The following is a 22064-nucleotide window of genomic DNA, read 5'->3' on the forward strand; positions in this document are numbered from 1 at the left end:
CCACCGCCGAAGCCCCGGCGCCGAACAAGCCGCCGAGCACGGACAACACCGCGCTCCTATTGCTGCCCAGGGCGATTCGGGACAGCGCCATCGTCGCCTACCGCAATCTGCTGACCATCCTGCGCGTGCCCACCCTGCTGGTCACCGCCACGATCCAGCCGCTCATGTTCGTCTTCCTGTTCGCGTACATCTTCGGCGCGTCCCTGGGCGGCGGTCAGTACCGCGAATTCCTGCTGGCCGGAATCTTCACCCAGACAGTGGCATTCAATGCCGCGTTCACCACCGTCGGCCTGGCCAACGACCTGCACAAGGGCATTATCGACCGGATGCGCACCCTGCCCATGTCCCGGCTGGCGGTGCTGATGGGCCGCACGCTCTCCGATCTCGTGGTCAATATCCTGGCCCTGGCGGTCATGGTGGGCTGCGGGTACGCGGTGGGCTGGCGCATCAATGACGGAGTCATCAACGCCGTCTTGGCTTTCGCGGTCATCCTGCTGTTCGCGTTCGCCATGTCCTGGGTTGGGGCGCTGACCGGACTCATGTCACCGAGCGTGGAGGTGGCGCAGAGCGCGGGCCTGATCTGGCTGTTCCCACTGACATTCATCTCCTCGGCCTTCATCTCCGGGGAGACCCTGCCCGGTCCGCTGCGCACCGTCGCCGCCTGGAATCCCATCACCGCGGTCTCGGCGGCCGGGCGCAAACTCTTCGGCAACGGCTCGCCCCCGGGATTCACTCCCGCCCAGGGCTGGCCCGCCGACCACTGCATCATGTACGCGTCGCTGTGCTCGATCGGCATCCTCGCGATCGCGGTTCCGTTGGCGCTGTTGCAGTATCGCAAGGTCGCCAGCCACTGAGTAGCAACCAATTCGGCCCGCCAAGGGTGGCGGGCCGGTAAGATATAACAGGCGAGCCCCCCTCCCGAATGGGAGGGGGGCTCGGCCACTTTCGTAGCGCGGAGTATTTACCGCGGATCAGGCGCGGCGACGGCTCTTGATCAGATCCATCCGCTCCTGCAGGAGCTCTTCCAGCTCCTCCTTGCTGCGACGCTCCAGCAGCATGTCCCAGTGCGTGCGCGGCGGCTTCACCTTCTTGGGCTCCTGTGTGGTGCCCTCCATGAGCACACCCTCCTGGCCGTTGCGGCACAACCAGGTCGGGGGAATCTCGGCGTCATCGGCGAACGGAACATCGAATTCCTCGCCGTTCTCCGTCTTGTACCGCGCCATCCGACGGGGCGCCAGGTCGTGGTCGCGGTCGGTCTCGTAGCTCACCGCTCCAAGTCGACTGCCCCGGAGTACGCGATCTGCCATGGGTGCGGTCCCTTCTCGCCTATCGGCAACGTTCAAAACTTCATGTCAACGCTTCTGCACAGTTAACGCAGGGGCGCGGGCTTCGGTTCCCGTGGGGGGAGAACCCTGCCATTCTACTCGCCCGTCGGCGACGCTTTCGCCACGGCGTGTCACATGCCATGCGCCGAGGGTGGATTGCGTTCAACGCAATCATGGACTGCGAAGTATGCAGTAGACATCATGCCACTCGGATTCGAGACTGAGTTCATGAGCAGAGATCAGAGAATGGACACCGTAGCCCGGTCCGTACGGCCGACCGGATACGGATTGCCGGACGTGCTCGAGGTCGTCGAGACCCCGGTACCGCTGCCCGACGCGGACGGCGTCGTCGTGCGAGTGCGGGCGGCGGGGGTCAACCCCATCGACTGGAAGCTCTACAGCGGCGCTTTCCACGAGGTGGACGAGGACGAGAAGGACGCCGCCGGGCTCGCCGAGGAGCTGCCCCGGCTCGGACTCGAATGCGCGGGCGTGGTCACCGCGATCGGTGCGGACGTGCGCGATATCGAGGTCGGCGCGGAGGTGATCGTCTATCCCGTCACCGCCGCCTACGCCGATTACGTCACCGCACCGGTGAACTCGCTGATCCCCAAGCCCGCCGAACTGGGCTGGACCGAAGCCGGGGCATTGATGCTCACCGGCACCACGGCAATGCACACACTGCACGCGGCCGGTGTCGGCCCGGGCGACACCGTGCTCGTGCACGGCGGTTCGGGCGGCGTCGGATCGCTGGTCGTGCAGTTGGCCGTGGCCGCGGGCGCGATCGTCATCGCCACCGCGAGCACCGCGAATCATGAACTGCTGCTTGGCCTCGGGGCCATACCGGTGGCCTACGGACCCGGACTGCTGGATCGTGTGCGGGCCGTCGCGCCCGGGCCCATCACCGCCGCCATCGACTGCGCGGGAGGCGACGAGGCCCTGGATGTCTCGCTGGCGGTGGTCGCCGATCCGCGGCGCATTGCCTCGATCGCGGCGTCGGATCGTCATATCGAAGCCGGTATCAAGGCACTGGGTTACGGCCCGGGTCAGGACGCGGGGTTCGCTGTCCGCAATGCCGCGCGCGCGGAGTTGGCGGCGCGTGCGGGCGAACTGCGCATTCTGATCGACGCCGTGTACCCCCTGACCGAGGCGGCGCAGGCCCATCGCGACGGGATCAACGGCCACGGGCCCGGCAAGCTCGTGCTCGTCCCATAGCCGCGTGCCCGGTGGCTCATGCTGGTCATATGAATGATCAAGGTGCACCGGTGCTGTACGCGATCGTCACCGGCTCCTCGCGGGCGGGCGAGGTTGCGGCCCTGGTGGATATGGCGCGGGGCGAGGGGTGGGAAGTCTGTGTGATCGCCTCCCCATCGGGGAGAAAGTTCATCGATCCCGACGCCCTCGCGGCCGCGACCGGATGGCCCGTGCGCAGCGAATACAAGGAACCGGGGACACCGGATCTGCTACCGCCCGCGGACGCCATGATCGCGGCTCCGCTGACCGGTAATTCGATAGCCAAATGGGCGGTGGGCATTTCGGACACGCTCGCGCTCGGTCTGCTCATCGAAGCCGTCGGGGATGGGAAACCCGTTGTGGCCGTTCCATATTCGAGTCGAGGGCAGTTGAACTTCCTGCCGATTCGGCGGGCCCTGCGCACCCTCGCCGAGAGCGGGGTCACCATCGTGCCCGCAGAACCGGGTGCGGCACTTCCGCTTTCGGCGGCATGGCGCGCGGTGCTCGAGCATCCCGGACTGCGCACACGGGCGTGATCCGGTGGAAAAAGAGGAGGTGGGTTGTGGTGTTGCCGCGGTACGGGTGATCGATCCGGCTATCGTGTGCTGCGTGACGCGTACTCCTACCTCAGATCATCGCGCCCCCAAGCGGCAACTGTCCTGCCAGTGGTGTGGGAGGGAGATCGCCGATTCGGAGGTGGGGCGGCGTCGGCGGTATTGCCGGCAATCATGCAGGCAGCGCGCCTATGAGGCGCGGAACAGCCTGAAGGGGAGCGGGATTCCCGAGGATTCGGTGGTGCTCAGCGCGCAGGAGGTAGGCGATCTGTCCGATCGCTGGTTCGCCGCGCGCTGTGCCGCCGAGGATGTGGCCACCGCCGTCGAGGAGGGGGCCGACTCCATCGAACTGTCCGAGCTCACCGCGATATTGGTGAAACTGACGCGCGATGCCGAGCGGCTGCGCTGACCACCGGTGCGGTGGCGCGGCCGTGGATCGCGTAGACCAGGGCGGTCCCCAGTAGCAGTACCGCGGCGGTGATTCCGAAGCCGAGCAGGGTCGCGGAATCGGGATGGATGAGTGCCTGACCGCGCAGCGCCTGCCAGGCGATGACGCCGAACAGTCCCGCGTAGGTCAGGGCGAACACCCAGATCAGATCGGCGCGAGCGCGTTCGGTGCGCAGCCAGCGGGTGCGCGGGGCCAGCCGGGCCAGCAGCAGCGCGGCCACGATCAGTATCTGAATCGCGTGCAGGCCCAGGAAGTGCGCGATGCGCAGATCGCCGCCGACGGTGCTCCAATGCGTGATCGGCATGCTTCCGACACCGTCGCGCACCGGCGGCTGTCCGTTCTCGAAGGTGTGCCCCGCCGAGAGTTCGATCGGCTTGCCGTAGGCGTCGGTGGATTCCTGTTTACCGCTGAAGCCCATCATGTACGCCACGCCCATACCGGCCACCGCGAGCGCGAGCCCGGCGTGGATGGCACGACTGACGGGCCGATCGGTGACCCGCTGCCAGCTCAGCGTCACCGCGATCACCAGATTCGCCAGGAACAGTCCGGGCACACCGGTCATGAAGATCTGCTGCCCGATGGTGTTGAAGGCATCGGTTTCGGTATTGAAATGGCTGAAGGTGCCGCGCGCGGCCTGCATCACGATGAATCCGACATCGAGGATTCCGGTGACGGCGAAGATCGTTCCCATCCACCAGGTGAGCCGCTGCCCGCGATGCGGGAAGCGCAGCAACCACGCCAGGGTGATCGAGTACGCGACGAACGCGACCGCGAATTTGAGCGGTTTGAGCCATACCGATTCGTGCAGCAGCATCCGATCGTCGAATGCCATGGCGCACAGCGCGAATAGCGCCAGCGCGGACATGACGACGGTCATGGCGAGCAGGGGGCGATGCCACGGCCGCGGGCTGGAAGCGGGAGCGGCGGTGCGGATTTCGGCGACGCTGGTGGTCATATCGGTGACGCTATGAGCGCCGTTCCGCACCGGGCGTCCCCCGGCGGTGGGGTTCGCACGTAATACCCGGGTACTAGAAACGCCGAGAACCCCTCATCGATTCTCGGCGTTGCTATTTCGCTGTGCCGCTCAGTCGGTCGCGGTGCCGACATCCATGCCGCGGCCCGCGAGCCAGGGCAGCGGATCGATGGCAGCGCCCGGGGAGGTGTGCACCTCGTAGTGCAGATGCGGTCCGGTGGAGTAGCCGCGGCTGCCGACGGTGGCGATCTCATCGCCCGCGCGCACCTGCTGGCCGACATTGACCAGGATGTCCTGCATATGGCCGTAGACGCCGATGGTGCCGTCATCCTGCTGTACCCGCACCCACAGGCCGAAACCGGACGCGGGGCCTGCCTCGATGACGGTGCCGTCGGTGACGGCGCGAATCGGCGAGCCGAAGCCGTCGCCGAAGTCGATACCGGCGTGCATGGCACCCCAGCGCACCCCGAACCCGGAGGTCAGCGGACCTGCCACGGGACGGACGGTTTTGGGACGAGCCTGCTCGACGCCGAGGTTGCGCAGGAAGTCGGTGACCTCCGGCGGCACGAACTGCGGCATCTGGGCTTCGTACGGGGTGAAGGCGGTGAACTTCGCGTTCTGCGGGGCGGCAGCGGCGATAACCGAGGCATTGCCGTCGGGGGTATCGGTGTTCGGGTCTGCGGCGGCCAGCGCACTCACGGAGGCACAGACGACTGCGGAGACGGCCACTGCACGAGTTGCGGCCGTCCGGTACCGGCTGGCCCTCATGAGGCTTCGAGATAACGGAACGGTTACGGGCATGCATCGAACGTATGGGAGGTAATAACCGGTCCACAAACCCTGTTACTACCGTCACGTTGGTACAAAACGCCAGGTCGATTGTCACGGGTAGATAACGACACGGCGGTAATTTCGTTATGACCTCGGTATCGGGCGTTTCAGCGTGTATTGACCTGATCAACTTCGCCGGGCACTCTATTTAAGTGCCCGCTAACGGAGTGAGAGTGCTGAGCGCACTGGCCGACCCTACCCGGCGCGCGGTCTTCGAGGCGCTACCGCAGGGGCCGAGATCGGTCGGTGAGCTCGCCGACCTGGTCGGGGTCAGTAGCTCGGCGGTATCTCAACATCTCAAGGTGCTGCGCGAGGCCCGGCTGGTGATGGCACAGCCCGAGGGCACGCGCCGCCTGTACACCCTGGACCCGCGTGGTCTGGCCGATGCCCGTGACTATCTCGAACAGTTCTGGCCCAGTGCCATCGCGGCGTATTCGGCGGCGCTGTCCAGTGCGCGCGCCGATATCGCGGACACCTGATGCGCTTCCCTATATAGAAGCGCTCTCCTTGTCTGGGGAGTGTTCAGCCCACGCGCCGATAGGCCTGCTGCGCCCGCCGATCCAGTCCGGTGCCGGGCCACGGCCGTTTGCGCAGTTGCTTGTCGATGGCGTTGACGACCTCGGGCACATTGATCTTCAACAGTCCGGGATCGATGGTGGACGCGTCCGGATCGCCGACCTGTCCGGCCCACAGCACCGCATGCCTGCCCAGCAGATGCGGCGGCGGTCCACTGCGACTGGGCGGTGTCGGCCCGAACAGCAGGACCGTCCGGGTGCCGAAAGCCGTTGCCAGATGGGCGACTCCGGTATCCCCGCACACCACCAGCGCGGCCTCGGCGACCGTCGCGGCGAGTTCGATGAGGTTCTGCTGGCCCGCGAGCACATGGGTGATGGGCAGTCCGGCGCGCGCCGCCACCCCGAGGGCGATATCGCGTTCGGTCTCATCGCCGGTGAGCACCACATCGCGATCCTGCACCAGCAGATGCCGCACCACGGCCGCGAATCGATCCGGTGGCCAGCGCCGCGCCGCGGCTCCCGCACCGATGTGCACGACCACGCAATCGCGATGGCTGGTACCCGCCACCGGCGGCACCAATCCGAGATTGCGGCGGTCGGCGCTGATCCCCGCGGATTCGAGCAGATGGCACCAGCGGTCCACATCGTGCATATCGATCTGCCAGTCGGGTCCGGCCACCTCCGGGAAGGCCGGGTTCCGATAGGTCAGTACGCGATCGGCGTGTACGCGGGTCACCTCGGTGATGCTGTCCGCGCCCGCTCCGTCCAGATTCACCGCGAGTGCGGGCGGTGCTCCGTCCCAGCGGATTCCGGCGGGATCGGCGGTCGGGATCATTTCGTCGATGGAGGCGATGAGGTCGACGATGGGTTTGAGTCGATGGGGTGCGGCCAGTGCGATGTGGTCCTCGGGCCGGGCCCGGCGTAGTGCGCGCAATGCGGGGACCGCGGTGAGTAGATCACCCAGTCCGCGTGCCCGCAGCACGAGTACAACCGCCACCTGCGTTCTCCCTAAGCGTCACTGCTCACACATTGAGGGCTCTCCCGGTACAGCACGGAGAGCCACTGGAGGAGGACTACCCGGCCGACGGGGTGGCAAAACCTGTGCCGTACCCGATCAGCTGGCGCTTTTCGGTACTACCGGCTGTCGTTGACGTGAGCCGATCCATTAGCGTGTACAGCCATGGACGTTGTCTACAACCTGGTGGTTGTGTCCCATCTGCTCGGGATGGCGGCGGTGGTCGGCGGATATGTCGCCTCGCAGCCCCGAGTGTCGGAATTGATGGTGTGGGGTGCGCGCGCACAGCTCATCACCGGCGTGATCCTGGTCGGACTGGCCGAGTCGATCGATTCGCTCGGCAAGGATCCGAATATGCCGAAGATCATCACCAAACTCGTTGTGGCCGTTCTGGTCGCGGCGTTCGCGGAGATGGGCCGCGCCGATGCCAAACGCGGTAAGGCGGTGCCGTGGATGACCCATGCCGCGGGTGGGCTGGCGATTCTGAACGTCTTCATCGCCGCGCTCTGGCACTGACCCCGAAGTGCCCCGGCACCGAATTGTGCGGTGACCGGGGCTTTTCGATATGACGCGGGCCCTCCGATGACGCCCGCGCGATGACCTATTCGCCGCCGTGCCTCGAGTCGGCGTGGCGGGCAAACGATTTCGCCAGTTCGGCGGCGACGACGGCCTGACCGGCCATGGTCAGGTGAATGCTGTCGGCGCTGAGCCAGTCCTGGCGCAGCCGGGCGGGATGCTGCCAGAACTCGGTGAGGATGGCGTCATGGCGGGCCGCCACCCGCCGCACACTCTCGGCGAACCCGGCGAAACGCGGGCGCAGCGGGCGCAATGGCCCGGTGAAGGCGTCAGCCAGGGTGAACATCGACAGGCGCGCACCGGTCGCGGCGGCCTCGGCGCACAGTGCGTCGAGATCGCGTTCGACCGCGCCGACATCGCCGTCGCGGCGCATGAGGTCATTGCCGCCGCAGGTGATGTGCACCAGATCCGGGCCGAAGGCGCGCAGCGCGCCGAGCTGTTCGGCGCGGACCTCGGGAATGGTCGCGCCCACCTGGCCGGTATTGAGGTACTCGGTGTCCGGATGCGCCGACCGGAACCACCGCGCCAGACGATCGGCCCAGGACACGTTTTCGTGGCCAGGAGACGGATCGCCGGTGCCCGCCGCGGTGGAATCGCCGATGACCGCGAACCGCCGCCACGGCACTACCGCGAACAATTCGCGCGCGGTGGGATCGGTGAGCAGATAGGGATCGTCGAACCCGATCCGAGTGCGCGGGGTGCGGGTGTCCGCGCCGCGATTGTCGTCACGCACGCGACGAATATCGGTGTCCACGCTGCGAATATCGTTGGCGCTCACAGGTTCACTTCCTCGGTGCGGGCGGGCAGGGCGGCGAGTGCGGCGGCGATCAGGGCGATGACCCCGCAGACCGCGAACAGGGTGTGGAAGGCGGCGATCGGATCGTCCGGGCGGGCGGCGAAGATGGCGGCCAGTACCGCGACCCCGAGTGCGCCGCCGGATTGGCGGGCGGTCAGATTCATGCCGACCCCGGCCGCGAAGCGTTGCGGCGGTAGCGATCTCGCGGCGGCGGTGCCCAGTACCGTGATGACCATGCCGACTCCGCCGCCGCCCAGGATTCCGGCGGGTATCCAGCCCTTCCAGAGTGCGGGTGTGGCATCGAAGATATCGGTGCACATGTAGAACGCGGACGCGGCGAACAGCACCGCGCCGAGCACACCCAGCCAGCGCTGGATGGATTCGGGTGCGCGCCCGGCGATCACGGCCGTCACCATCGAGGCGATGGCCCCGACCGTCATGACCCCGGCGGATTTGAGCACCGAGTAGTGCCAGATGCTGTCCAGCCAGAGCGGTCCGGCCAGCAGCCAGGCGAACATGGCCGCGCCGAAGACGAACGCGACGGCATTGACGAGCGCGTAGCGGTGACTGCGCCACAGTGTCACGGCGATGGCCGGGCGCGGATGCCGGCGGGAACGCCACAGCGCCACACCCAGCAGGACGAGTCCGCCGATTCCGGCGGCCAGGGTGCGCGCATCGGCCCAGCCCCACTGCTGGCCCTGGGTGACCGCGGCCACGACCGCGCCGATGCCGAGTCCGGTGGCGGCGGTGCCGAGCAGATCGGGCAGCCCGTCACGGTGACGTTCTTCGTTCGTGGTGAGTGTCAGTCCAAAGGCGATGAGCGCCAGCGCGATCGGCACATTGATGACGAAGACCGAACGCCAGCCGAACCAGTCCACGAGCGCACCGCCGACCGCGGGTCCGACGGTGGCGGCGAATCCGCCCGCGGCGGTCCAGGCCGCCATGGCCATGCCGATGCGGGCGGGCGGGGTGGCGCTGAGCACCAATCCCAGTCCGGCGGGGATGAGGAATGCCGCGGTCGCGCCCTGCAGGAAGCGTCCGGTGATGAGCCATTCGGCACCGGGTGCGAGTGCGCACAGCAGGGAGGTGAGTGCGAATCCGGCCAGCGCGCCGAGGAATACGCGTCCGCGGCCGAGGGAATCGGCGAGTCGTCCGGCGGGGGTGAGCAGTGCGGCGAAGGCGACCGCGTAGCCGCTGACCACCCAGGTGAGGGTGGCCGGTGCGGTGCCGGGATAGTCGCGTCCGATCGCGGGGAAGGCGATGTTCACGACCGAAAGGTCGAGGAAGGCAATGAAAGCCGCACCGCAGGCCACCAGTAGGGCGCGGCGGCTGGAGCGGTCGGCGGGTGCGGTGGTGACGGCGGGTGACGGGGATCGGCCGGATTCCGGTGGCGCGGGGGAGTGTCGCGCGGAGGTCTCTGTCATGGGAGTGCTTCCGAGAGGCGGGATCAAAACTTTACGCACGATCGTTCGTATTGTTGAAAAGTACGACCGATCGTGCGTTTAAGCAAGAGTTAGTGCGAGACTGGAAGAATGGATGAGCCCGTGCACCCCGCTGAACAGCAGATTTCCGATCAGCGCCTGCTGAAGGGAGCGCGCGCCCGCGCCTCCATCGCCCGGCACGCCGCCGATGTCGCCTCCGTGGAGGGGCTGACCGGGTTGAGTCTCGGGCGGCTCGCCACCGATCTCGGGGTGAGCAAGAGCGGTGTGGCGACGCTGTTCGGCACCAAGGAGAATCTGCAACTGGCCGCGGTCGAATCCGCCCGCGAGGTATTCATCGATCATGTGGTGCGGTCCGCGCTCTCGGTCCCCGGGGGTATCGACCGCCTGCGCGCACTACTGGACAACTGGTTCGTCTACATCGGTGAACCGGTGCTGCCGGGCGGTTGCTTCCGGGTAGCCGGACTCTCGGAATTCGACAGTCGCCCGGGCCCGGTGCGCGATGCGCTCGCCGCCGATCGCGCGGACTGGTTCGCCCTGTTGGAGAAGGAGATCGGTCGCGCGCAGGAGCAGGGCTACGCGCTCGGGCACGATCCGCACGCCCTCGCCTTCCAGTTCGACGCGCTGGTGTCCGCGGCCAATACCGCCGCCCGGCTCGGCGACGACTCCGCGATTCCGACCGCGCGCACCCTCATCGATCTGCTCATCGGATCATCAACGCGCTGAACGCATTCGCGTGAAACGATCCTCGGCATCGCGCTGACCGGCGCGAAACCCGAATGTCCTTCGCAGACTGCGATTTTGCACGAAATGCACGAATGCGCGCAGGTCAACGGTTGTTTCACGTGGAGCGTGGCGCATACATGATGACCGCGACACCCACCAGGCACACCAGCGCGCCGATCACATCCCAGCGGTCCGGCCGGAATCCGTCCAAAACCATGGCCCACAGCAGTGATCCGGCCACGAACACTCCGCCGTAGGCCGCCAGAATCCGCCCGAAATTCGCATCCGGTTGCAGCGTCGCCACAAACCCGTAGCACCCCAGCGCGATAACCCCCGCCCCCATCCACGCCCACCCGCGATGCTCCCGCACCCCCTGCCAAATGAGCCAGCCCCCACCGATTTCGGCGACGGCGGCCAGTGCGAACAGCGCGATCGAACGCAACACGGTCATGCGCTCACCCTAGAACAGCGAATTACCGGCCAACGCTGATGAGATGCGCCCGGATCATCCCGTCCACCACACCGGTCCCGAATCGCTCGGTCAACGCGCGCTCGGCCGCCGCGGTCGCGACATCCAGCTCGCCCCGGGCTTCGATCTCATCGCGCAGTGGAGTGCCGTGACAGTAGGCCAGGGCCGGAATGCGCGCCGATTCGGCCCGACTGCGCGCGGTGACCGTGCCGATGCGCGGATCGGTGAATCCCGCTCGCGCCAAATCCGCGGTGATGGCGGATATTTCGTGATACCCGTGCGGTGTGCGTGCGAGAAATCGCGGTGGATCCTCCGGGAATATCGACGCCATCGCGGTGATGACCGTATCGGCGAATTCATTGACCTCGATGCGATCCCAGGTGCTGAAGACGAACTGTCCGCCCGGCCGCAGTACCCGGCGCGCTTCGGCGTACGCCCCGGTCCGGTCGGGAAAGAACATCGCACCGAATTGGCACACCACCGCATCGAAACTCGCATCCGGAAAGGGGAGTGCCTGGGCATCGGCCCGCTGCCATCGGACCGGTCGCGCGGTGCCGATCGCCGCGGCCTGGTCCAGCATGGCCTGATTGAGATCGGTTGCCACAATGGCTGTTCCGGCCGCCAATTCGCGTGCCAGCGCCCGGGTGACCACACCGGTGCCCGCCGCGATCTCCAATACCTCGGAGATATCCGGTGCGGAAAGCAGTCGCACGGCGGGCAATGCGTACGGCTCGAATATCAATGGCACCAGATAGGTCTCGTAGAACTTCGCCACGACCCCCGTGAACACACTGTCATCGGCTGACATGACGCGACCTTCCGGCACGGTATTGCTGGTCAGCTGAGCGTACGCCGCGTCCTCGACTTGCGATTGCCAATCGGATGCTGACCATGCGGCCGGACCGCCCCTCAGTGCGGTCCGGCCGACCGGGTCAGCGTTGCCGCGCGGCGGCGTCGAAGAGCTGCTGGCCGAGGTATCCGCCCGGTGCGGGCACGCCGGGCGGGATGACGAAGACGGCCGAACCGACGGGTGTGGTCCATTGGTTCAGGGCGTCGAACTCCGCGAGGCGGGCCTGTACCGGCAGATACTGGGCGTCGACATCGCGTTGGAAGGCCGCGAACAACAATCCCGAATTCGACACCTGCCCGGGGGCGGGTGCATCGTCGTAGTTGTAGCCGCGGCGCAGGAATCGCTCGGTGTCGTGCGCGTGATGCGCGCGAGCGATATGCGAGGACGGCGGGATCACCGGAATGCCGTACTGGTCCACCTTGGCGAAATCGGGTTCGTCGAATTCGGTGGTCCCGGTGAGCGGTGCGCCGTTGCTGTCGCGCCGCCCCATGGTGATGGCCCGCCCGTCGGCATCGAGTTCATCCCAGGTGTCGAGCTTCATGGCGATGCGGCGCAGCACCAGGGAGGTGCCGCCCGCCAGCCACGGTCGCGCGGCCCCGTCATCCCAGATGAGCCGATCGAAATCGACTGTGCCCGGGGCGATATTGACCGTCCCGTCCACCTGGCCCATGAGATTGCGCATGGTCTGCCCCTTGGGGGCGTTGCGGAACCCGCGCTGCACCCAGCGCACCCGCACCAGCGATTTCACATGTTTGGACAGCACCCGCACCGCGTGCGCGACCGTGGTCGGCTCCTCGGCGCAGATCTGCAACAGCAGGTCCGCGCCGGTGTACGCCGGATCCAATTGATCGATCTTGAACGGTGGCAACTGTTTCAGCCAGGCCGGTCGTTCGGCGTCGAGTCCGGCCACGGTGAACAGTTCCGGCCCGAAGCCGACCGTCACGGTCAGCCGCGCCGGGCGTTGCGCCAATTCCGGTTCGGTATCGGCGAGCGCCGGAATGCCCTGGGTGAGCCGGGCCGCGTCATCGGTCCAGATCTTCAGCAGTCCGATAATGTCCTCGCGATCGAGCCCCGGGTTCAGGTCGAAGCCCACGAACGCGGCCGAAGCCGGTGCGTCCGTGGCGATTCCGGCCTGATGCTGGCCGTGGAACGGCACCGTCTCGAGTCCGGGATCGCGATCGTGTTCGCGATGGGTGGCCGAGGCCGCGCCCCAGCCGATGCCGGCCGCGCCCGCGACACCCGCCACCGCGGCCCCGCCGCCGAGTAAACGCCGCCGGGTCACGCGGGACGGGTGCGGCGGCTGTGCCCGCTCAGCCACCGTGCGCGGAGTTGTCGCCGGAGGCGGGTGCGTAATTCTCCTTACCGCCGGCGAAATCACGCACCTGCGCGGTGACGGTGGTGCTGGAGCCATCGGAGAACACCAGGGTGATGGCGGTGTCCGAACCGGTGCGCAGCGGCTGCTTCAAATCCATGAACATCAGATGTTCCGCGCCGGGCTTTAGCGTGGCCGATCCGTGCGCGGGGATGGCGAGCCCGCCTTCCTTGGGGCGCATGGTCTTATCGCCACCGGCGGCATCGGCGACGACCTCGTGGATCTCCACCCGCGCCGAGGCCGGACTGGACGCGGCCACCAGCTGGACGGGGTGATCACTGGAATTCTCGAGGGTGCCGAACGCGGCGGACATACCGCTGTCGGCGGCCTTGATCCACTGATCCTTGATGGTCACCTTGTCCGCGGCCTTACCGGTGGAGGTGCTCGATCCGGAATCGGAGGAACAGGCGACGGGGAAAACGGCCAGGGCCGAGATGGCGGCGATGGCGGTGAGGCGGCGGGCGATACGCGGCGCGCGGCCTGCGGCAGATACGGACACCAAATACTCCGTTCGATGAGAAAGCGGCGGAAGATTCGACCCGAAACGTGCGAACACCGAAAGCGGTTGTGCGAACGGCCTACCCGGGGGCGCGAACGGTCGGAACGACGGTCGGCTACCCGTGGGCGGGTGCTGCGGGGTGCGCAGGCGCACGATGCCGGAACACCGCATGATGCGCCCGCGAAGAATGCTGCTACGCCGGGGCGAGGTGAGAGAGAAGACGCGCCCGCGCGGGTGGCCCGCGCCGCGCGATTCCGGGACTCACCAGCAGCAGCCGGACAGTGGCTCGCTCATCTGTGGAGGTGGTGCGTGCGGTCCGCTCCGCCGGTACGGGTGCGAGACCGAGGGTGAGAATGAATCGCCGCACGCTGGTGACCGCGCGTCGCATACCGGCTTCGGCGGCGCGAATCGCCATGGCCCCGACCGGGATCGCGATCAGATGCGCGGTCAGCATGCTCGGAGATGCCGCGTGATGGTGATGCCCGGGTGACATCGACAGTGCGATATGCCCGATACCCTGCCCGGCGGCCAGCATCCCCATCAGCGAGGTGAGCCCGTAGCGCGGTCGCACCGAGGCCACGATCACCCCGATCAGCGCGCAGGCCGCGAACAGCAGTGCCAGCGCGGAGCCCGCGGGCGCGGTGGTTCCGCCGCCGAGCCCGTGCGCGAAGAGGGCGACGGCTCCCGAGGCGGCCCCGACGGCAGCGCCGCGCAGGCGCGCGGTGTGATCCGTCGGTGAGTGCACCCGGTCATACTACGACCGGTCGTATCAGAACCGGTGTCCAGGCCGGACTTTCCGATGCCCGGTTCGCCCCGCTCGCGCGGCCGGTGACGGGGGTCTCCACAGGATCTTCACAAGCGGTGCGAACCATCTCCACGCGCACTGCCTAATGTCACCTCCATGGAATCGATCCAGCAGGGCAGTGCGCGGCGGATTCTCGTGGTCGAGGATGAGCCGACCATCGCCGAATCGATCGCGGCCCGGCTGCGCGCCGAGGGGTTCACTGTGGAGCTGGCGCATGACGGTCCGGCCGCGGTGGCCGCCGCGGCATCACTGCTGCCGGATCTGGTGGTGCTCGATGTGATGCTGCCCGGCTTCGACGGGCTCGAGGTGTGCCGTCGGATTCAGGCGCATCGGCCCGTGCCGGTGCTCATGCTCACCGCCCGCACCGATGAGACCGATGTGCTGATCGGGCTCGGGGTCGGCGCGGACGACTATCTGACCAAACCGTTCTCGCTGCGCGTGCTCACCGCGCGCATTCACGCCCTGCTGCGCCGGGTGGAGCGCACCGCCACCCCGGGGGCCACCATCGTCGTCGGTGATCTGCGCATCGATACCGATCAGCGTCGCGTATGGCGGGCCGAGGCCGAAACCCAGCTCACACCACTGGAATTCGAGCTGCTCGTGCATCTGGCGCGCCGCCCGCGCGCGGTGCTGGCCCGCGATCGGCTGCTCTCGGAAATCTGGGGCTGGCCCGACGCGTCCGGCACCCGCGCGGTAGACAGTCACATAAAAGCCTTGCGCCGCAAGCTCGGCTCGGATCTGATTCGTACCGTGCACGGCGTCGGTTACGCGCTCGAGGCACGATGATCCGGGCACGGGGGGTGCGCGGTGCGGCGGTCGACGCCGCGCGAACAGGGGGAGGTGTGATGGACAGCGGTACGACCATGCGTGAGCGCGCGGACTGGTTATCGGCGCGATTACCGCGGCCACTGGATCGCATGCGCTCGATCAAACTCAAACTCGCCATCGTGATGGTGTGCTCGGGTGCGGTGGCGTTCGCGTTCTTCGCACTGCGCATCGGCTGGCTGCCACCCAAGACCACGGTGGCCTCCATGCTGCTGGCGCTGGTGCTGTCCCAGGTGCTCGCGCACGGGATGACGCTGCCGCTGCGGCAGATGACCGCGGCCGCCAAACGCATGGCGCAGGGCGATTATTCGCGCCGGGTGCGCGCCACCTCCCGTGATGAGGTGGGGCAGCTGGCGGAGGCGTTCAATCAGATGGCCGCCGATCTGGCCGCCGCCGATCAGCAGCGCCGCGATTTCATCGCCAATGTCTCCCATGAATTGCGCACTCCCATAACGGCTTTGGGTGTGGTGCTGGAGAACCTGGTGGACGGGGTCGCCGAACCGGATCCGGAGACGCTGCGTACCGCCCTGGCTCAGACCGAACGCCTGAGCCTGCTGGTCACCGAACTGCTCGCGCTGTCGAGCGTCGAAGCGGGCGCGGTCTCCCTGGATCGCGAAGCGCTACCCCTCGAACCGCTGCTGAAAGACGTTGTCGCCGAAGCCGAGGTCATGGCCGCCGCGGTGGACCGGCCCGTCCGCTTCACCATCGCCGCCACCCCCGGCCTGACCGTGCACGCCGATCGCGCCCGCCTGCACCAGGTCCTGCTCAACCTGCTGGACAACGCCACCCGGCACGGTCCGGCCCACGGCGAGGTCCGCGTCACCGCCCACGCCCTGCGCGATCACACCGTCATCGAGGTCGAGGACGACGGCCCGGGCATCCCGCCCGCCGACCGCGCCCGCGCCTTCGAACGCTTCACCCGCGGCGGACGCACCAACGGCGGCGGCACCGGCCTGGGCCTGGCCATCGCCCGCTGGATAGTCGAACTGCACGGCGGCACCATCGCCGTCGCGCCCCCCGGCTCCCGCATCCGCCTCACCCTCCCCAACCCCTGACCCACCGCGCCACCCGGCACCTCCGGCCGCGCCCATCCGACCCACCCGCACACCGTTTCCACCCAACTCCATTCACCACCCACCCGGATCACCCACGGTGCCCGGGCGGGTACCGCACGCCCATCGGAGGCACCCGAATGCCAGACAAACCCACCCCCGCCGACCCGACCCCGGATCCCGCCGACACTCCACCCGCGTCTGCCAACACCGCCGCGTCTGCGCCTCCCGCCACCGCCCCATTCGCGTCACCTGGCGCGAATGCCGAGTCATCTGGCGCGAATACCGATGCCCCCGCCGATGTTCCGTCAGCGGAGCACCCTGAACCACAGAGCATCGGCGACATGAGTGAACCGGCAGACGCCGATCCGGCCACCCCGGACTCCGGTGCCGAGGCAGCCGCAGGAGCGGTTCCCGGGGCCGTACCCACCGAGGGCGATCGGGAGGGCGCGGACGGTGGAACGGATGCGCGGCCTGCCAATGCTGGTGCACCGCCGGTGAACTCGAACTGGGCCCGGCCCAAACCGTCCGCCGTTCCGACCCCGAATCCCGTGCCCACCGCGCCGGATTCGGTCGCGCCCGTCTCCGATTTCGTGTCCGCAGGCTCGAAGGGGTTTGCGCAAGGGGACACGGCCGCGTGGGGTCGGCCGTCGCACACTGCGCACCCGGGGGCCGTTCCTGCGGTGGATCCGGGGACCTATTGGGATGCGGCGGCCGCCGCGCCCGGATGGCGGATTCCCGTGGCGGGTGAGATGGGCGCTGCTCCGGGAGCGTCGTGGGGTATGTCCGGAACCGAGGCGCTGTTGTATCCGCGGCGTGTTCCGCCGGTGCAGCGGCCGCCCAGGTCCGCGGTGATTCCGATGCCGCGCGGGACGTTCACCGCGATTGCGGGGGCGGGCGTGGCCGCGGCGGTGTGTGTGCCGCTGGATCGGCCCGGGATCGGATGGCTGTTCGCGGTGCTCGCATCCGGTGGTGCGGTGTACGCGGTGGATCGGCGGGCACGGCGAGAGGCGGCCGCGGAGGAGGCCAGTCCCGATGCGCGAGAGTCGGTGTCGAATACGGCATCGGAGGCGCGTGCCGCGGTACCGGATTCGAGTGCCGATCCGACGGGTGCGTCCGGCGGTGCCACGAACGCTGCTGCTGTCGATCCGACGGGTGCGTCCGGCGGTGCCGCGAACACTGCTGCGCCGCAACAGAATTCCGGACACGCCAGCTCCGGAGCGTCGCGCGAGAGTGTCGGAGATGCTGCGAACCGGGGAGTGTCGCAGGAGAATCCCGGCGTCTCGCACGGGGACTCGCCGCAGCCTGCCGGGATATGGAGCCGGATGCCCGTGATCGGCGGATGGCCGGCGGATCGGGTGTTGCGGTCGGCTCGTATGTGGTGGGTGCTGCTGGCTGTGTTGCTGGTGGCGGTCGGGACGTTCCGGGCGGCGAACTGGTTGTTCGTGCTGTGCCTGCTGGGCGCGGCGATGGCGGCATCGCTCGCGGTGGTGGGGCGGCGCACGGCCTACGGGACGATCTTCGATGTGCTGGCTGTCCCGTACGGGGCATTGACCGCACTGCCGTGGCTGTATCGATGGGCGGGCCGGCGGGAGTCCGCACGGCGCGCGGGGAGTCGCCGGGCGGGCTGGTCGGTGCTGGTCACGCTCGGACTGCTGGTGGTGTTCGTGCCATTGCTGGCGGGAGCGGACGCGGTCTTCGCGCGATTGGTCTCGGGTCTGATCCCTTCGCTCGATCCGGCCGATGTGTGGTCGTGGGGGTTCTTGTTCGTGCTAGCGGGGCTGGGCGTGGCGGGCGCGCTGTACCTGCTGGCGGGACCGCCGCCTGCCGCGCGGGGCGATTCGGTGGCCGGTGAGGTGCTCGATGATCTGCTCTCCGGTCCCGATACCGTTGGCGCGCAAGGTGTCCGACGCTTCTCCAAAGCCGAATGGGGTCTGCCGCTCGGCGCGCTGACGGTGCTGTTCGCGGTGTTCGTCGGCACCCAGTTGGCGGTGTTGTTCGGTGGGGACGGCTACGTGCAGCGCACCGCCGATCTCACCTACGCCGAATACGCGCGCAATGGCTTCTGGCAATTGTCGATCGTCAGCCTGCTCACCCTCGGGGTGATCGCGATCGTGCAGCGCACCGCCGCACAGCGCACGCCGAGCGACCGGTTGTGGCTGCGCGTGGCGGTGTCCGCGGTGAGCGTACTGACCATGGTGATCGTGGCTTCGGCGCTGCATCGCATGTGGACCTATCAGCAGGCGTACGGCTTCACCGTGCTGCGTGTGCTGGTGGAGGTGTTCGAACTCTGGATCGCGCTGATCTACATCCTGGTGCTGGCGAGCCTGGTGCGGCTGTCGCGGGAGTGGGTGCCGCGCGCGGCGATCGGTGCGGCCGCGCTCACCCTGCTGGCGCTGGCGGTGGTGAATCCCGAGCGTTTCATCGCCGACCGCAATATCGATCGCTGGGAGTCCTCACATCGCCTGGACAGCGGATATCTGAGCGGCCTGTCCGCCGACGCACTGCCCGCGGTGGACCGCCTGCCCGCCGCGCAGCGCGACAAGATCGCCGACGCGATTCGCTCCGGAATCGACAACGATTCCTGGCGCGGCTGGAACCTGTCCCGCGCGCGGGCTCGCTGATCCGGTTCAGTGACCGCCGCGCTCGGCATGCAGCAGCGCGGCGGTCTGCCCGATCAACTCATACGGAATCGGCTTGTCCAGCAAGAACTTCAGCGTGCCCCGGCCGGTCTGATACGGCTCGATCGCGCGCGCGTAGGCGGTGTCCCCGACGGGCACCGGGTACACGCTGATGTGCTTCTTCCACCCGGCGAAGAACACCACGACCTTCGAGTCCACCCGCAGGGCCGGAATCTGATAGCTGATCACCTCGGTGCCCTCGGGCAGCGCCTCCCGTATGGTCGCCCGCACCCGTTCGAGCACCTCCCGCGTCTCGGCCGGGAATCCCGCGATGTATTCGTCGACATTCGAAGCGACCACGCCGCACCTCCGCCAGTGCACTCGGACACAGCTCCCGTCGTGTCCGACCGTACCGCGCGGTCCCCGGACGCTGACTGCGGTAGGGATGGATGTCGTGGGTGAACACAAAGACCGCATGCTGCGCGGTGAGCTCTACCGCGATAACGATCCCGAACTGATCGCCGAGCGCCGCCACTGCCAAGAGCTGCTCGACACCTTCAATGCCACGGCGGCGGGGGAGGACCGGCGGCGCTACACCCTGCTGACCGAACTGCTCGGGTCCATAGGCGAGGGCTCCTGGATCATGCCGCGCTTCCAATGCGATTACGGGCATCTGATCCGCTTGGGCTCCAACAGCTTCCTCAACTACGACGCCATCATCCTCGATTGCGCCCCCGTCACCATCGGCGATGACGTCTCCATCGGCCCGCGCGCCCAACTGCTGACCGCCCTGCACCCCATGGAGGATCACGAACTGCGCCGGCAACGCTGGGAAACCGCCGCCCCCATCACCATTGGCGACAATGTCTGGATGGGCGGCGGAGTGATCGTCTGCCCGGGTGTCACCATCGGCGCGAACACGGTGGTGGGCGCGGGCAGCGTGGTGACCCGCGACCTGCCCGAGAAGGTATTCGCGGCGGGCAATCCGGCCCGGGTGATTCGCGCGCTGTAGTCGCGTTTGGCGGAATGCACAAGTGGCGGGCCGTGTTTCGGAGCGTTCGGCCCAATGACAGCACCACCGTTCGGGAGCTACTGTCTGAGACAACGTGCTCGCGTGGTGGCGGGCCGCATCGGCAAAGGAGCCGACCATGGCGCATCCCCGGAATCTGTCGACCGCGCTGCCCGCGAGCGGTGCGCCCCTGCCGCCCAACGCGCGCTTCAAGCTCGGTCCCGCCCTGTACCCGCGCATCCGGATCGAGCGCGGCGTGGGAATCCGCCTGAGCGACGGCACGATTCTCTCCGCCGACATCACCCGCCCGGCGGACCGGCACGGGGAAGCGGTCACCTCCGCCCTGCCCGCGGTCATCACCCTGAGCCCCTACAACAAAACCCTGGTGACCCGGGCCAACCCGCTCATCAACGCCGTCTCCGCGCTCGGCCCGCTCATCTACCGTGCCGTCCCGCCCTCCGCACACGGGCGTGCGGGCGGCCGGGAAATGCTGCGCGCCCTCGGCGGGGGAGCCCTGGAAGCCGTGCGCGCCAACCGAACCCTCATCTCCCGCGGCTACGTCCACGTCGCGGTCGACGTGCGCGGCACCGGAACCTCCACCGGCCGACTGCAACTCATGTCCGAACGCGAACAACAGGACCACCTCGAAGTCCTGGACTGGGTGCGCCGCCAACCCTGGTGCGACGGCGACCTCGCCATGACCGGCATCTCCTACCTCGCCATCACCGCCCTGCAAACCGCCGGACACCGCCCCGACGGGCTCAAAGCCGTATTCGCACTGGTCGGTTCGGAAGACCCCACCCGCGACATCATGCTCACCGGCGGCACCCAATCCACCTTCAACCTGGCCTGGATCGCCGCCGTCAACGGTATGAAATGGCTGCCCTCGGTGCCCGGACTCGTGAAGACCGGTGCCACCGGCCGATTCCTGCGCGACCGGCTCGCCAGCCCCTTCACCCGGGGCTCCGATATCGCCGGAGCCCTGCTCTCGGATAGGCACCATCAGCACTTCTACGACGCCGACGCCGACGGCCGCCGCCCCAACCTGGAGAACTTCGCCGCCGCCACCTGGATCCACGCGGGCTGGCATGACGTCTTCGTCCGCTCCGCGCCCGCGCTCTATCAGCGCCTCCAATTACCGCCCGGCGCGGCCCAACTCGTGGTCGAGGACAGCTATCACGTCGGCCCCGGCACCGGATTCGGCTCCGCCGACCACCCGCAACGCCTCGACGAACTGCAATGCGCCTTCTTCGACCGCTGGGTCAAAGGCATCGACAACGGTATAGACGACTACGGACCCGTCACCGTCCGCCAGCTCGGCGGCGGCTGGATCAGCCGTGATGCCTTTCCGCACCCGCGGGCCACCGTGCACCGCCGCTACCTGTCCGCCGAACCCAGCGGTACGGCCCCGCACGCCGCCGTCGACGGCTCCCTGCGCACCGAACCCGATCGACTCCCGGGGCGAATCCCCTTGCCCCGCAAGCGCCCCGGCATCGCCTCCCAAACCAGCAGCTGGATTCTGATGGGCCTGCCCACCCTGCTCGGCGATCACTGGGCCGTGGACGACCGCGGCCACGAAGCCGCCGCCGTCACCTTCACCGGTGCGGCATTCGACACCGATCACGTGCTCTCGGGACCGTTGAACCTGCACCTGCGCGTCATGGCGAGCGGCACCGACGCCTTCTGGGCCGTCACCGTCTGCGATGTCGCCCCCGACGGCACCTCGGCCGTCATCGCGCGCGGTGCCCTGCGCTCCACCCGCCGCGCCATCGACGACACCGCCAGCGACTACCGCAACGGCGAACTCCTGCACCCCGCGCACCCCCTCACCGCCGACACCATCCTGCCGGTGAAACCCGGTGTGCCACATGACCTCGACATCGATATCACCCCCACAGAAGCCCTGCTGCGCACCGGCCACCGCCTGCGCATCGCGATAGCCCGCACCAGCTGGCCCCGCTACTTCCTCACCCCCGCGGTCACCCGGCACATCAAGAAGCAGACCATCGTTCTCGACCCCCGCCGCCCCGGCCTGCTCACCTACCTGGCCGCCCCCGCCGAAACACTGCCCGCCGAAGACTCCGCATAACCGATTTCGGGCCGTGGAACCCGTTGCGCAAATTGATATTTCGTG

General features: G+C 68.0%; 24 protein-coding genes. 12 read left to right on the top strand and 12 right to left on the bottom strand.

Features of this window, described 5'->3' with window-relative positions:
- Positions 1 to 74 precede the first annotated feature (74 nt).
- Positions 75 to 854, top strand: coding sequence for an ABC transporter permease (locus tag AB0L82_RS11845; RefSeq protein WP_364636012.1), 780 nt, complete (start codon positions 75 to 77; stop codon positions 852 to 854).
- A 117-nt stretch (positions 855 to 971) separates the two neighbouring features.
- Here the strand turns inward: AB0L82_RS11845 and AB0L82_RS11850 are convergent, their stop codons facing one another.
- Positions 972 to 1307, bottom strand: coding sequence for an RNA polymerase-binding protein RbpA (locus AB0L82_RS11850; RefSeq protein ID WP_364634107.1), 336 nt, complete (start codon positions 1305 to 1307; stop codon positions 972 to 974).
- Between the two features lie 246 nt (positions 1308 to 1553).
- Here AB0L82_RS11850 and AB0L82_RS11855 point away from each other — a divergent pair, with 246 nt between their 5' ends.
- From AB0L82_RS11855 to AB0L82_RS11865, 3 genes are all read left to right on the top strand, one after another.
- On the top strand, positions 1554 to 2537 hold the full coding sequence (locus AB0L82_RS11855) for a zinc-binding dehydrogenase (protein WP_364634108.1): 984 nt from the start codon (positions 1554 to 1556) through the stop codon (positions 2535 to 2537).
- A gap of 29 nt (positions 2538 to 2566) precedes the next feature.
- Positions 2567 to 3091 (top strand): flavoprotein, encoded by a 525-nt coding sequence (locus tag AB0L82_RS11860; RefSeq protein ID WP_364634110.1) that lies wholly within the window; start codon positions 2567 to 2569, stop codon positions 3089 to 3091.
- Between the two features lie 73 nt (positions 3092 to 3164).
- Complete coding sequence (locus AB0L82_RS11865; RefSeq protein ID WP_364634112.1) at positions 3165 to 3518, top strand: hypothetical protein; 354 nt, start codon at positions 3165 to 3167, stop codon at positions 3516 to 3518.
- On the opposite strand, the gene AB0L82_RS11870 is transcribed toward AB0L82_RS11865, so the two are convergent.
- Positions 3469 to 4512 (bottom strand): hypothetical protein, encoded by a 1044-nt coding sequence (locus AB0L82_RS11870; RefSeq protein ID WP_364634114.1) that lies wholly within the window; start codon positions 4510 to 4512, stop codon positions 3469 to 3471. The genes AB0L82_RS11865 and AB0L82_RS11870 overlap by 50 nt on opposite strands.
- A gap of 129 nt (positions 4513 to 4641) precedes the next feature.
- The gene (locus AB0L82_RS11875; protein WP_364634116.1) at positions 4642 to 5298 is read right to left on the bottom strand and encodes a M23 family metallopeptidase; all 657 of its coding nucleotides are present in this window, start codon (positions 5296 to 5298) and stop codon (positions 4642 to 4644) included.
- A 215-nt stretch (positions 5299 to 5513) separates the two neighbouring features.
- On the opposite strand from AB0L82_RS11875, the gene AB0L82_RS11880 reads away from it, so the two are divergent.
- Positions 5514 to 5840, top strand: a complete 327-nt coding sequence (locus AB0L82_RS11880) for a metalloregulator ArsR/SmtB family transcription factor (RefSeq protein ID WP_364634117.1) — start codon at positions 5514 to 5516, stop codon at positions 5838 to 5840.
- A gap of 43 nt (positions 5841 to 5883) precedes the next feature.
- On the opposite strand, the gene AB0L82_RS11885 is transcribed toward AB0L82_RS11880, so the two are convergent.
- Positions 5884 to 6873, bottom strand: a complete 990-nt coding sequence (locus AB0L82_RS11885; RefSeq protein WP_364634118.1) for a glycosyltransferase family 9 protein — start codon at positions 6871 to 6873, stop codon at positions 5884 to 5886.
- A 183-nt stretch (positions 6874 to 7056) separates the two neighbouring features.
- Here AB0L82_RS11885 and AB0L82_RS11890 point away from each other — a divergent pair, with 183 nt between their 5' ends.
- Positions 7057 to 7407, top strand: coding sequence for a hypothetical protein (locus tag AB0L82_RS11890; RefSeq protein ID WP_364634120.1), 351 nt, complete (start codon positions 7057 to 7059; stop codon positions 7405 to 7407).
- Between the two features lie 85 nt (positions 7408 to 7492).
- On the opposite strand, the gene AB0L82_RS11895 is transcribed toward AB0L82_RS11890, so the two are convergent.
- Both AB0L82_RS11895 and AB0L82_RS11900 read right to left on the bottom strand, forming a co-directional pair.
- Positions 7493 to 8245 (bottom strand): SGNH/GDSL hydrolase family protein, encoded by a 753-nt coding sequence (locus AB0L82_RS11895; RefSeq protein ID WP_364634122.1) that lies wholly within the window; start codon positions 8243 to 8245, stop codon positions 7493 to 7495.
- On the bottom strand, positions 8242 to 9687 hold the full coding sequence (locus AB0L82_RS11900; RefSeq protein ID WP_364634124.1) for an MFS transporter: 1446 nt from the start codon (positions 9685 to 9687) through the stop codon (positions 8242 to 8244). Before AB0L82_RS11900 ends, AB0L82_RS11895 begins: the two co-directional genes overlap by 4 nt.
- A gap of 108 nt (positions 9688 to 9795) precedes the next feature.
- Between AB0L82_RS11900 and AB0L82_RS11905 the strand changes: the two genes are divergently transcribed.
- Complete coding sequence (locus tag AB0L82_RS11905) at positions 9796 to 10428, top strand: TetR/AcrR family transcriptional regulator (RefSeq protein ID WP_364634126.1); 633 nt, start codon at positions 9796 to 9798, stop codon at positions 10426 to 10428.
- Between the two features lie 115 nt (positions 10429 to 10543).
- Here the strand turns inward: AB0L82_RS11905 and AB0L82_RS11910 are convergent, their stop codons facing one another.
- From AB0L82_RS11910 to AB0L82_RS11930, 5 genes are all read right to left on the bottom strand, one after another.
- A complete protein-coding gene (locus tag AB0L82_RS11910; RefSeq protein WP_364634127.1) occupies positions 10544 to 10879 on the bottom strand; it encodes a YnfA family protein in 336 nt (111 codons plus the stop codon).
- A gap of 22 nt (positions 10880 to 10901) precedes the next feature.
- Positions 10902 to 11705, bottom strand: a complete 804-nt coding sequence (locus tag AB0L82_RS11915) for a class I SAM-dependent methyltransferase (protein WP_364634129.1) — start codon at positions 11703 to 11705, stop codon at positions 10902 to 10904.
- Positions 11706 to 11829: 124 nt separating this feature from the next.
- Positions 11830 to 13065, bottom strand: coding sequence for a Dyp-type peroxidase (locus AB0L82_RS11920; RefSeq protein WP_364634130.1), 1236 nt, complete (start codon positions 13063 to 13065; stop codon positions 11830 to 11832).
- Entirely contained in the window at positions 13058 to 13618 is a 561-nt protein-coding gene (locus AB0L82_RS11925; RefSeq protein WP_364634132.1) for a copper chaperone PCu(A)C, read from the bottom strand. Before AB0L82_RS11925 ends, AB0L82_RS11920 begins: the two co-directional genes overlap by 8 nt.
- 193 nt (positions 13619 to 13811) lie before the next feature.
- Positions 13812 to 14363 (bottom strand): hypothetical protein, encoded by a 552-nt coding sequence (locus AB0L82_RS11930; RefSeq protein WP_364634134.1) that lies wholly within the window; start codon positions 14361 to 14363, stop codon positions 13812 to 13814.
- A 156-nt stretch (positions 14364 to 14519) separates the two neighbouring features.
- Between AB0L82_RS11930 and AB0L82_RS11935 the strand changes: the two genes are divergently transcribed.
- From AB0L82_RS11935 to AB0L82_RS11945, 3 genes are all read left to right on the top strand, one after another.
- Positions 14520 to 15209 carry a response regulator transcription factor gene (locus AB0L82_RS11935; RefSeq protein WP_364634135.1) on the top strand — a complete coding sequence of 230 codons (690 nt, stop codon included), beginning with the start codon at positions 14520 to 14522 and terminating at the stop codon, positions 15207 to 15209.
- 59 nt (positions 15210 to 15268) lie between these two features.
- Positions 15269 to 16303, top strand: coding sequence for an ATP-binding protein (locus tag AB0L82_RS11940; protein ID WP_364634137.1), 1035 nt, complete (start codon positions 15269 to 15271; stop codon positions 16301 to 16303).
- 341 nt (positions 16304 to 16644) lie between these two features.
- Positions 16645 to 18924 (top strand): DUF4153 domain-containing protein, encoded by a 2280-nt coding sequence (locus AB0L82_RS11945; RefSeq protein ID WP_364634139.1) that lies wholly within the window; start codon positions 16645 to 16647, stop codon positions 18922 to 18924.
- A 6-nt stretch (positions 18925 to 18930) separates the two neighbouring features.
- Here the strand turns inward: AB0L82_RS11945 and AB0L82_RS11950 are convergent, their stop codons facing one another.
- The gene (locus AB0L82_RS11950) at positions 18931 to 19281 is read right to left on the bottom strand and encodes a DUF1801 domain-containing protein (RefSeq protein WP_364634141.1); all 351 of its coding nucleotides are present in this window, start codon (positions 19279 to 19281) and stop codon (positions 18931 to 18933) included.
- Between the two features lie 94 nt (positions 19282 to 19375).
- On the opposite strand from AB0L82_RS11950, the gene AB0L82_RS11955 reads away from it, so the two are divergent.
- Complete coding sequence (locus AB0L82_RS11955; RefSeq protein ID WP_364634143.1) at positions 19376 to 19933, top strand: sugar O-acetyltransferase; 558 nt, start codon at positions 19376 to 19378, stop codon at positions 19931 to 19933.
- A gap of 136 nt (positions 19934 to 20069) precedes the next feature.
- Positions 20070 to 22019 (top strand): CocE/NonD family hydrolase, encoded by a 1950-nt coding sequence (locus AB0L82_RS11960; protein WP_364634145.1) that lies wholly within the window; start codon positions 20070 to 20072, stop codon positions 22017 to 22019.
- The last annotated feature ends 45 nt before the right edge of the window (positions 22020 to 22064 follow it).

Origin of the sequence: Nocardia sp. NPDC052001, from assembly GCF_040680615.1 — a bacterium.
Lineage (GTDB): Bacteria > Actinomycetota > Actinomycetes > Mycobacteriales > Mycobacteriaceae > Nocardia.